The 12,850-nt window shown below is 45.5% G+C and carries 2 protein-coding genes and 1 pseudogene; all 3 read left to right on the forward strand.

What is annotated here, in order from left to right; translation table 11 throughout:
* Nucleotides 1-3,628, forward strand: a pseudogene (locus CJU60_RS21215) (non-ribosomal peptide synthetase); the annotation flags it as partial.
* Between the two features lie 25 nt (nt 3,629-3,653).
* Nucleotides 3,654-11,369, forward strand: a complete 7,716-nt coding sequence (gene fenD, locus CJU60_RS21220) for a fengycin non-ribosomal peptide synthetase FenD (RefSeq protein ID WP_095714851.1) — start codon at nt 3,654-3,656, stop codon at nt 11,367-11,369.
* A gap of 16 nt (nt 11,370-11,385) precedes the next feature.
* Nucleotides 11,386-12,850 (forward strand): condensation domain-containing protein (locus CJU60_RS21225; protein ID WP_255238366.1); only part of this gene is annotated, 1,465 nt, incomplete at its 3' end.

Raw genomic sequence — 12,850 nt, forward strand, 5'->3', positions numbered from 1 at the left:
TGCCTTGGAAGCTTACGAACATCAGGATTATCCGTTCGAAGAGCTTGTCGACAAGCTTGGCGTGACAAGGGATATGAGCCGAAATCCAGTGTTTGATGCGATGTTTATTCTTCAAAATATGGACAAACAAGACATTAATCTTGGAGACATAAAAGCACGGCCTGCAAATGTTATTCATCAAATTTCTGTATTTGATATGACGTTGATTGCGGCTGAATCAGATGGAGTCATCAGATGTGACATGGAATTTAGTACCGACGTATTTATGAGAACGACAATTGAACGCTGGACGGCTCATTTTACCGAATTTTTGCGTGCTGCCACGTCAAATCCTAATACAACTCTTTCACAAGTGAATATACTTAGCGAAAAAGAAAAACAAAAGATTTTGATAGAACTCAACAAAACCCACGTTGAATGTTCTCAAACTGATATCGTTTTTCATCGCATGTTTGAAAAGAGGGCTGAAGAGACACCGGAGCATATTGCTGTTATGGACGGTGAAAAACAGATCAGCTATCGCCATCTCAACGAAAAAGCCAATCGTCTGGCGCGCACACTGCAAGAAAAAGGAAAAGAGACGCAGCCAATCGTTGCTGTTTTAGCGGAGCGCTCCATTGATGCTATTGTTGGTATTTTAGCCGTTATGAAAGCCGGCGGCGTGTATATTCCGATAGATTCTCATTACCCAAAAGCCCGGATTGAATATCTTCTCAAAGACAGCGGGGCTGAAATTCTTCTTTTACAGAATGAAGTAAAGCATTTGATTGCAGGCTCAGATATAGGTGATATTTCTCGCATCTGTCTTGATGATGAAAGTTTCTATGAATCAAAAAAATGCAACCTTGCTTCATCTCCTGCCCCGGAGGACTCGGCATACATCATTTATACGTCAGGAACAACCGGTGCGCCTAAAGGCGTTATCGTTACGCACCGCAACTTTGCTCATGCTGTTCTTGCATGGCGCAGCATATATCAGCTCGATCAAATGCCTGTCAGGCTGCTTCAAATGGCGAGTTTTTCCTTTGATGTCTTTTCAGGAGACTTGGCGAGAACATTGGCCAACGGAGGGACTCTAGTCATTTGCCCTGATGAAACAAGGCTTGAGCCTGCTGAATTATATGCATTGATGAACCGCCAGCGTATCACGATCATGGAGTCAACACCGGCACTCATTGTCCCATTTATGGAATATGTTTACCGCAACCAGCTCAGTCTTCCTGACTTAGACATCCTTATTCTTGGTTCGGATATGGTGAAAGCCCATGATTTCAAAACATTGGCGGACCGTTTCGGAAACAAAATGCGCTTAATCAATAGTTACGGGGTCACAGAGGCCACGATTGATTCAAGTTACTATGAAATGAATATGGGTGAAGAGTATTCGGGAGACAGCGTACCGATCGGCATCCCGCTTCCCAATGTAAAACTGTATGTACTCAGCCAGACTGACCAAATACAGCCGATCGGTATTGCCGGCGAGCTTTGTATCGGCGGAGCCGGCGTTGCCAAGGGCTATCACGGAAAATTTGAATTAACGGAAAAGAATTTTACAAAAAATCCATTTGTATCTGGAGAAAGACTCTACAGAACAGGGGATCTGGCTTGCTGGCTTCCAAACGGCACTCTCAGGCTTCTTGGCCGGATAGATCATCAAGTAAAAATAAACGGGTACAGGATCGAAACAGAAGAAATTGAAAGTGTGCTTCTCCAAACCGGACTTGTCAATGAAGCGGTTGTAGCGGTTCAAAGTGATACGAATGGACAGGCTCGTTTGGCAGCGTATATTCTGCCTTTAGATGCCGATACAACGGTTCTCCGCGGTGCTTTATCGAAAATGCTGCCGGCATATATGATTCCTGCGCATATCATTCCTTTGGAAACTATGCCGCTGACATTAAACGGGAAGCTGGACAGAAAAGCCTTACCGGCACCAAATGAAGGTTTCTCGCGGCCGTATACTGCACCGGTCAACGAATTGCAGGGAATGACAGCGCAGATTTGGGAGGACGTGCTGAGCGTGTCTCGAGTTGGCATTCACGACTCCTTTTTTGAGCTTGGAGGAGACTCTATTAAAGCACTGCAAGTGTCCGCCCGGCTGGCAGCTGAAGGCTGGAGCATGACTATACAAGATTTATTCCGTTATCCAACAGTTCATGAGCTGAGCAGCCACATCACTCCATTGATATCTCAGGCAGAACAGAGGCCTATCGAAGGTGAAGCGGATCTCACACCGATTCAGAGCAAATTTTTCGATCAGCGTCATGCTTTTCGTGATCATTACAACCAATCGGTCATGCTTTTCAGCGAAAAGGGGTTTCATGCTGACGCGCTTCGCCAAGCGCTGCGCAAATTGACTGAGCATCATGACGCGCTTCGCATGGTGTTTACACAGGATCATACCGGGCGTGTCGTTCAGTACAATCGCGGAATTCAGATTACTGAAAATGAACTGTTCGGATTTCATCTAGTAGATTGGACAAAGGAACAGGCAGAAGGCACACTCTCGGAAGAAAAATTTGCCGCTGAGGAAATCGTGATTCAAAGCAATATGAATGTAAAAGAAGGACCTTTGCTGCAAGCAGGATTGTTTAAAACGACAGAGGGAGACCATTTGCTGATTACGATCCACCATCTCGCTGTAGATGGCGTTTCTTGGAGGATTCTGCTTGAAGATTTAGCTGCAGCCTACCAACAGTCTTTGGAGCAAACAGAGATCAAACTGCCGCCGAAAAGCGATTCTTATTTATCATATGCCAGCGGTCTGGCACAGATAGCCGGGAGCCGGCAATTGTTATCAGAAATAACATATTGGCAAACGATTTTAGATGCCCATAACGTTTTTCTGCCTAAGGACATGGCTGAGTCGGACAGGCATCAAAGCAGTGCTGAAACAGCTGCGTTTGTATTAGCCAGTGACTGGACTAAAAAACTGCTGTTTGAAACGCAGCAAGCCTATGGTACTGATGCCAACGAACTTTTGCTCACTGCTTTAGGAATGGCGCTTTATGAATGGAGCGGACACGAACAAATTGTGATCAGCGCTGAGGGCCATGGAAGAGAAGGACATGTTCCGAATATTGATATTTCACGAACAGTAGGTTGGTTCACTTCTATTTATCCTATCCTTCTGGACATGAGTGCACCGCATTCATCTGAAGATCAGCTCGGTTACAGAATCAAAGCGACAAAGGACAGGCTGAGAAGAGTGCCGCACAAGGGAACGGGCTACGGCTTATTAGTACAAAAGGGAGCCATACAGCATAAAGAGCCTGAGATCAGCTTCAATTATCTTGGACAATTCAGCGAAGGTCAGGGTTCTGATTTGTTTCAACTGTCTTCTTATCAGCCTCGTTACGAAATAGCGGGGGAGAGAGAAAGAGAGTACGAGCTCGATATTAATGCTTTGATAACAGACGGACGCCTGCAAGTCAAAGCAGTATACACCCGGGTATTCCGCGAAAACACAATTCAGTGTTTGATGGACAGCTTTCACAGTCATCTTATCGAGATCATTGAGCATTGTACAAAGAAAAAAGAACGAGAAAAAACGCTGAGCGATTTCAGCAACAAAGAACTAACGCCATCCGCATTATCTAGCATCGAAAATCTCATTAAAGATCTTTAACTTTTGGAAAAGGTGTGTGGAATTGATGACGCAAGCAACGCAGATCCAAGATATTTATCCGTTATCGTACATGCAGGAAGGGATGCTGTTTCATTCACTGCTTGATTTCAGCTCTAAAGCCTATGTGGAACAAACCTCGTTTACCATTACAGGCAGCCTGTGTATCGATTCGTTTCAAAAGAGCTTAAATCTTCTTGTTTCCCGATACGATATTTTCAGAACCATATTCCTTAAGGAGGTTCCAGACCTCACTGGGCCGCAGCAAGTTGTGCTGACAAACCGTGAATTGACCGTACAAAGGGAAGATCTTTCTCACCTGAAACATGATGAGCAGCTTGCTCTGATAGAAGAATTTATGCAGCAGGACCGGGAAAAAGGGTTTCACTTGCAAAAAGATCCGTTAATGCGGCTCATGCTTTTTGATAGAGGAGACAGCACATATACATGTGTCTGGACGCATCACCATATCATCATGGATGGCTGGTGCCTGGGCATCATCCTCAAAGAATTCTTCAGCATGTATGACTCACTTAAAAATAACAGTCCTGTACAGCTCGGCAGCACGGTGCCGTACAGCCGTTATATTGAATGGCTCGGAGAACAAGATAAAGAAGAAACCGCTGCATACTGGAGAGATTACCTGCAGGAGTACGGCAATACCGCTTCTATTCCTAAACTAAAAAGCCGCTCAGCGAATGGGGAATATGAAGCCGCAAATATCCGTTTTTCTTTAGAGCCGGCTATCGTTCAGAAATTGACAGCAGCTGCCCAAAATTGGGGAGTTACATTAAACACTTTATTTATGAGTCTATGGGGTGTTCTTCTCCATCGTTACAACGGTACGGATGACGCGGTCTTCGGCTCTGTTGTTTCCGGACGTCCGTCAGCGATTGATGGGATCGAGTCAATGGTCGGCTTGTTTATTAACACTGTTCCGGTGCGTATTCGATCTGCAGAGAAAATGGCATTTTCTACGCTTGTCAAATCCGTGCAGGAGGATACTTTACGTTCTGAGCAGCATGGTTATTATCCGCTTTATGAGATTCAAAACCGCAGTGCTTTGAAGCAAGGATTGATCGATCATATTCTTGTCTTTGAAAATTATCCTGTACAGCTTCAGCAGGCAGTCAATAGGCAAAGCGAAAATGACGAAAACGCATTGAAGCTAGATGACATTTCTATGTCAGAACAAACCAGCTATGACCTTAACGTTGTCATCGTTCCAGGTGAATCATTTTATATTAAATTCAGCTACAATGCCGCCGTTTATGAACGTGAAGAGGTGCTTCGGATTCAGGGGCACCTCATGCAGGCAATGGATTGTATTTTGTCAAATCCCGATATTGCTGTCGACAGCATCAACATTGTGCCTCCTGAAGAACGTAAGCTCATTCAATCGTTTAACGAAACGGAGCGCCATTATCCAAGCAAAACGCTATCCCAATTGTTTGAGGAACAGGCTCTCAAAACACCTGACGCGGATGCTTTGAGAATGGGAGATGAGTGCCAGACATATCGGCAATTAGATGAAAGAGCCAATCAGATTGCACACGCCCTGATAGAAAAGGGAGCTGGATCTGGCGGGATTGTCGCTGTGATGATGGAACGGTCAATGGACATGGCTGCTGCCCTGCTTGGAATTTGGAAAGCCGGAGGCGCTTATCTGCCTCTTGATCCAAGTTATCCGAAAGAGCGGCTTTCTTTTCTGCTGCATGACAGTCAAGCAGCTCTCTTACTGACAGAAGAAGAACTTATTTCATCCATCCCGTCAGGCTATAAAGGAAGAATTGTGACATCAGGACATACAACACATTACAGAACGGACTCTCCTGATGCATCGATTGGTGAGCTTGCCTACCTGATCTATACGTCAGGAACGACAGGACGGCCAAAAGGAGTGCTCGTTGACCATCAAGGAATTGCAAATACCTTGCAGTGGAGACGGGAAGAGTACGGCATGAGCGAAGGGGATACAGCACTTCATCTGTTTTCCTATGTTTTCGACGGCTGCGTGACGAGCTTGTTTACTCCGCTTCTGTCCGGCGCATGCGTGCTGCTGACAACAGATAACGAAGCGAAGGACGTGCTCGCCCTTAGACGGAAAATAGCTCAATACAAGGTTAGTCATATGCTTATTGTTCCTTCCTTGTACCGGGTGTTATTAGAAGTGCTGACTGCTGAAGATGCACAAAGTCTTCGTATCGTGACATTTGCGGGCGAGGCAGTGACTCCTGACCTGCTTGAGACTAGCAGAAAGATTTGTCCCTCCGCTGAACTTGCAAATGAATATGGACCGACAGAAAACAGCGTGGCAACAACAATCCTTCGTCATCTGAACGAAAAAGAGAGAATCACGATCGGACACCCGATCGCCAATACAAAAGTATATATTTTACAAGGAGAGCAACTGCAGCCGATAGGCGCGGCGGGTGAACTGTGTATTTCCGGCGCGGGTCTCGCACGGGGGTACTATAAGCGGACAGAGCTAACAGAGAAAGCATTCACAGACCATCCATTCCTCAAAGGGGAACGCTTATATCGAACCGGAGATGCAGGGCGCTTCCTGCCTGATGGCACGATTGAATATATTGGACGTTTTGATGATCAGGTAAAAATCAGGGGATATCGCATTGAATTAAGTGAGATTGAAACTGTTCTTCGGCAAGCATCTGGAGTGAAGGAATCTGCAGTGCTGGCCCGTGATGTTTCTGATGAGGAAAAGGAACTCGTTGCTTATATCGTTCCGGAAAAAGGAAACGGCCTTCCGAATCTGCACCAGTATCTTGCCGGTACATTGCCGTCCTATATGATTCCCGCAAGCATCATCAAAATCACTCAAATGCCGTTAACATCCAGCGGGAAGCTCGACCGTTCCGCACTTCCGGAACCAGAAAACACAACTAGCTTAACGTACATGCCGCCACAAACCTTAATGGAAACTGAACTGGCACGCATTTGGGAAGAGGTGCTGAACAAAAATCAAATCGGTATACGCGATGATTTCTTTCAATTAGGCGGACAGTCCTTAAAAGCAGCCACACTCGTATCAAGAATACATAAACGGCTGAATATCGAGCTGCCGCTCAGTGACGTTTTTTCTTATCCGACCGTGGAAAGTATGGCAGCCAAACTGATGAGTTTACGTGAGCATGCTTTTACGCAGATTGAACCTGCGGATTTTAGAGATGTTTATCCGCTGTCTTTCTCGCAAAAAAGATTATACGCTCTTTACCAGTTGGCAGATGACAGCACAGGCTACAACATGCCGGCGGTACTGGAACTGCGAGGACATTTGGATCGCGGGAGATTGAGAAAAGTTCTCACAGAGCTTGTGAATCGACATGAATCATTGCGTACGGCATTTGAACTGAACAACGGAGAGCCAGTGCAAAAGATTCATCCGGCGCTGGCAGCTGATCTAAAAGAGCTTGAAATTGGATCAGAGCAAATGCTGCAGTCTGTGATCTCGTCCTTTATCAAACCGTTTGATCTTACCGCGGGACCGCTTTTTAGAGCAAGCTTGATATCTCTCGAAAAAGAAAGAGCCTATTTGTTGCTTGATATGCATCACATCATTGCTGACGGAATCTCTATGAGTACACTCGTCCAAGAATTCACTGATCTTTATTGCGGAAAAGAGCTTCCAGCTTTAAACCTGCATTATAAGGATTTTGCGGTTTGGCAGCAAGAGAAGTTTCCGAAAACGAATTACAGCAAACAGGAGGCCTACTGGCTGAAGCAGCTTGGCGGCAGCCTTCCAGTATTGGATTTGCCGCTTGATAAAACGAGGCCGCTTCTGCCTGATTTCAGCGGCGGAACATTTGAAGTAAACATTGATAAAAGAACGGCGGAAGAACTGCACCGCTTGATGTTTGAAACGGGAACGACGATGTATATGCTCCTTCTGTCTGTCTATTCCATCATGCTTTCCAAACTGAGCGGGCAGGAGGATATCGTTGTCGGCTCGCCTGCTGCCGGGAGACCGCACGCTGATCTGGAGCGAGTCATCGGGATGTTTGTCAATACATTAGCTATGCGATGCCAGCCTGGGGGCCGCAAAACGTTCAGCTCTTATTTGCAGGAAATTCGCGAACTTGCTCTGACTGCATACGAGCATCAGGATTATCCTTTTGAAGAGCTCGTCAATAAGCTTGAAACGAAACGGGAGGTAAATCGCAATCCACTGTTTGACGCGATGCTCGTGCTTCAAAACAGCGAAGATTTCCGGTTTGAAGTGCCTGGTTTATCTATCTCGTCTGTAACGCTGTCACACAATGTATCTAAATTCGATTTGACATTACACGCTGAGGAGCATTCCGATGGCATTCGCTGCCGCTTCGAATACAGTACCGCGCTGTTTGAAGAAGAGACCATTGCAAGATGGGCTTCCCATTTTATTGAGCTGGTGAAAGGAATAACGTCTGATATCCATATGAAGCTTTCGGAAATGCAATTGCTTTCTGCTCCAGCGCGCGAATTGCTTCTTGAAACGATGGGTCATTATGCTGACTATCCAAGAGATGAAAGCATCGTTCGTTTATTTGAAAAACAAGCAGCTGAACATCCCGAACATACCGCAGTCGTATGCGATCATATACGGCTGACTTATCACGACCTGAATGAAAAAGCAGAACGGACAGCGGCTATGCTGATGAAACAAGGAGTCCGATCAGGGGATATTATCGGTTTATTGTTTGATCGATCGCCTGATATGGTGATTGGCGTTTTATCTATTCTAAAGGCCGGAGGGGCATACTTGCCGATTGACCCTGAATATCCTCAAGAACGCATCAGCTTTATGCTGAATGACAGCGGGGCAAGAATTCTCCTGACAGAGCACGGACACAACAAGCCGGCGGATTACCATGGGCAAATTTTATACCTGAATGACGCCGAAAACGAATTGATTTCGCCTGATTTGAAAGCGCAAGAAACATTAGCAGACCAGCCAGCTTATGTGATTTATACATCTGGAACCACTGGGCAGCCAAAGGGCGTCGTTGTCGAGCACCGCAATGTGATTAGTCTATTGAAGCATCAGGATCTGCCTTTTGATTTTGGCAGTGAGGACGTTTGGACTTTATTTCATTCATATTGCTTTGATTTCTCAGTATGGGAAATGTTCGGAGCGTTGCTGAATGGAAGTACGCTGGTTGTTGTCTCCAGAGAAACAGCCCGCGATCCAAATGCATTCCGCCTATTGTTAAAAAACGAAGGCGTCACAGTACTCAATCAGACTCCAACTGCTTTTTACGGACTCATTCATGAAGAAGAAAACCATACGGACCGATTACATGTGCGATACGTTATTTTCGGCGGAGAAGCTTTACAGCCCGGCATGCTTGTAACCTGGAACGAGAAATACCCTGATACTGATCTGATCAATATGTACGGCATTACTGAAACAACTGTACATGTGACATATAAGAAATTGTCCTCAGCTGATATAGAAAAAAATAAGAGCAATATCGGAAAACCGCTGGCAACTCTTCAGGCTTATGTAATGGATGCTCATATGAATCTTCAGCCTACAGGAGTTCCAGGAGAGCTGTATATTGGCGGAGAAGGGGTAGCCCGGGGATATTTGAACAGAGATGATCTGACCGCGGCCCGATTTGTACCTAATCCTTATCTTCCGGGAGACAGATTATACCGAACCGGAGACCTTGCAAAGCGTCTGGCAAGTGGAGATTTGGAATATATGGGCCGCATTGATGATCAAGTAAAGGTGAGAGGACACCGCATCGAGCTCGGCGAAATCCAGGCGTCTCTGCTTCAGCTTCCAATAATCAAAGAGGCGGCAGTCATCACAAGAGATGATGAACAAGGCCGATCCGCTGTATATGCTTACTTGGTTGCGGAAGATGGACAGGTCGTAAATGAAGCAGATATCAGGGCTGCCCTGAGAGCCGTTCTGCCTGATTTTATGGTGCCTGCCCGCTTGATCCAGATTGACAGCATCCCGCTGACGGTTAACGGCAAGCTCGACCAGAAAGCCCTGCCGGAACCAGATAAGCGCGCTCAAACTGAGAATGATATCAGCCCTAGAAATGAGATTGAAAAGGTGATGGCTGACATTTGGGAGGAACTGCTCGAAGCGGAGGAGATAGGTGTCAGCGCGAATTTCTTTGAGCTTGGAGGGGATTCAATAAAAGCGTTGCAGGTGTGTGCACGGCTGAAGCAGCGAGGCTATGAAACGACAGTGCGTGAGATGTTTGAGCATCAGACGCTTGGTGAACTGTCCGCCCGCGTTCGAAAAGCCGTACGCGTAATTGACCAAACGCCAGTCGAAGGCGAGCTGCCTTGGACACCTGTACAGCAATGGTTTTTCTCGCAATCATTGGAAGCCCATCATTTTAATCAATCTGTCATGCTCTACCGGTCTGAACGATTTGATGACATTGCACTCAGAAATGTGCTGAGAAGCTTGGTGACTCATCATGACGCACTGAGAATCATATGCCGTTACAAAGATGGCAAGCCTGTACAGGTTAACAGAGGAGCAGATCTTCCGGATGAGGAGCTATATGCCTTCGATCTGTTTGATATAAGAGATCATCGTTCAAATACAGCCGGAAATGCACAGGGCTTGTCAGCCGAAGCACACAAACAGATTGAAGAAATGGCAAACCAAATTCAGCAAACCATTCGATTGGAGACTGGCCCTTTGCTTCATGCTGGTTTGTTTAAAGCCGAAGATGGCGACCATTTGTTTCTGACGATCCATCACTTAGTCATTGATGCCGTTTCATGGCGCATTTTATTTGAGGATTTTTCAATTGCTTACGAACAGGCAGTCTCAGGAAAACCCATCGTACTGCCGGAAAAAACGGATTCATATTTCACCTATGCACAAACATTGGCTGACTATTCAAAAAGCCGTCGTCTGCAGCGTGAAATCGCGTATTGGAATGAGCGGGAGAACCGGCATATTGAGCGTATTCCCAAAGATCATTCGATCACATCGAACTCATTCAAAGATACAGAAGTAATTGATTTCGAGCTGTCTCGTGAAGATACAGAATTGCTGTTAACTGGTGCAAACAATGCATACAACACGGAAACGAATGATATCCTTCTGACTGCTTTAGGCCTAGCTTTGCAGGAATGGACGGGACTTGACCATTTCAAAATCAGTATGGAGGGCCACGGCAGAGAAGATTATCTTGACAATATTGACATGAACAGAACAGTAGGCTGGTTCACTTCAATTTATCCTGTATGGCTTGATATGAGTGATTCTGACCATACGGATGAAGGTGAGCGGCTAGGACGACACATTAAACAGACAAAAGACATGCTGCACCGCATACCTCATAAAGGCGCAGGCTATGGAGTGCTGAAATATATCAACAAAATTTGGGATTCTGAGTACAGCGACCCGGAAATCAGCTTTAATTACTTAGGCCAGTTTGATCAGGATGTTCAATCAAAAGTTTTTGAGATTTCTGATATTAAGACAGGGAATGAAATCAGCCCGGATTGGGAGCGGCCTTATGTGTTAGATATCAGCGGAGCCGTTTCATCAGGATGCCTGCACATGCACATTATTTATAACCGTCTTCAATTTAAGAAACAAACCGTACAAGCATTAGCCGATCATCTTAAACATGCGCTTGAAAACATGATTCAGCATTGCGCGGGCAAAGAAAAACGCGAATGGAGTGCCGCTGATTTTACTGATGAGGATTTAACGCTGGAGGATTTAAGTGAGATTATGGGGGCCGTCAACAAATTATAGGAGAGGAGATTCATTGATGCCGCAGCAACCCGAAATACAGGATATATATCCCTTGTCTTTTATGCAGGAGGGGATGCTTTTTCATTCGCTGTATGATGAACAGTCGAGAGCTTATTTTGAACAGGCGTCTTTTACAATCAATGGGCAGCTTGACTTAGACCGTTTCCAGAAAAGTATGGACGCTGTTTTTGACAGGTATGAAATCTTTCGAACGACTTTTATCTACAAAAATGTAGCCAAACCTCGTCAGGTGGTGCTTAAAAACCGTCCTTGCCATGTTCATTTTGAAGATATTTCTCATCTTAATGAGAGAGAGAAAGAACATTGTACAGAAGCATTCAAGGAACAAGATAAAAAAAGGGGCTTTGATCTTCAGTCGGATGTACTGATGAGAATATCCGTTTTAAAATGGGCGCCTGAGCGTTACGTGTGCATCTGGAGCCATCACCATATTTTAATGGACGGATGGTGCTTAGGCATCATCATCAAAGACTTTCTCCATATTTATCAAGCGCTGGGAGAAGGGCGGCTTCCATATTTGCAGCCAGTTCAGCCGTACGGAACGTATATTAAATGGCTGATGCAGCAGGATCGTGAAGAGGCAGCTGCATATTGGAAAAAGCGGCTGCAGCATTTCGAGAAAGCTTCTTCTTTGCCAAAAAGAAACGAGCAAGTATCAGAAGGTGAATTACAGCAGGTCACGTTTACCATCTCTGAAAAAGAAACGTCCGATTTGCAGAAAATCGCAGCAGCATCCGGTGCAACGCTTAACACCGTTTTCCAAGCTTTGTGGGGGATTTTGCTGCAAAAATTCAATCGCTGTGACGATGCCGTGTTCGGATCAGTCGTCTCAGGCAGGCCCTCTGGGCTGGAGGATGTAGAAAATATAGTCGGCCTTTTTATCAATACCATTCCCATCCGGGTCCAAAGCAAAGCTCTTTCTTTCTCTGGCCTGGTCAGCCGGATACAAAAGGAAATGACTGAAGCAGAAGCATACAGTTATTTCCCTCTATATGACATTCAAGCACAGAGTGCTCTTAAACAAGAGCTCATTGATCATATTATCGTGTTTGAAAACGTGCCGACCCAGCAAGAAATTGAAGGACTAAACCAGACTGGATCGTTCGGTTTCTCAGTGGAAAACTTTGCGATGGCGGAGGAGACTAATTATGGATGCAGCGTCAAAGTGATTCCAGGCCGCACATTGTTCGTGCGCATCAATTTTCATACAGGTTTATATGAGCCTGGCTTAATAGCTGAGATAAAAGATTATTTACAGAATATGATTTCAGCTGTCATCTCTGATCCTTCTCTTCCTGTTTCAAAGATGACGTTACTAGATAAAGACAAAACACAGAAAATGGTTGCTGAATATAATACGACGGGAGCTGTTTCAGCGTTAGCTCCGACGCTGCACGGGCTGTTTGAACGTCAGGCGGCTTTGACGCCGGATCGGACGGCCTTGCGCTTTTCTGGCGGTT

Origin of the sequence: Bacillus sp. 7705b (assembly GCF_002289525.1) — a bacterium.
In the GTDB taxonomy this organism is placed as follows: domain Bacteria; phylum Bacillota; class Bacilli; order Bacillales; family Bacillaceae; genus Bacillus; species Bacillus halotolerans.

Excerpts from the sequence above, each read along its gene's own strand:
- fenD (WP_095714851.1), top strand. The coding sequence starts at position 3,654 with ATGACGCAAGCAACGCAGATCCAAGATATTTATCCGTTATCGTACATG.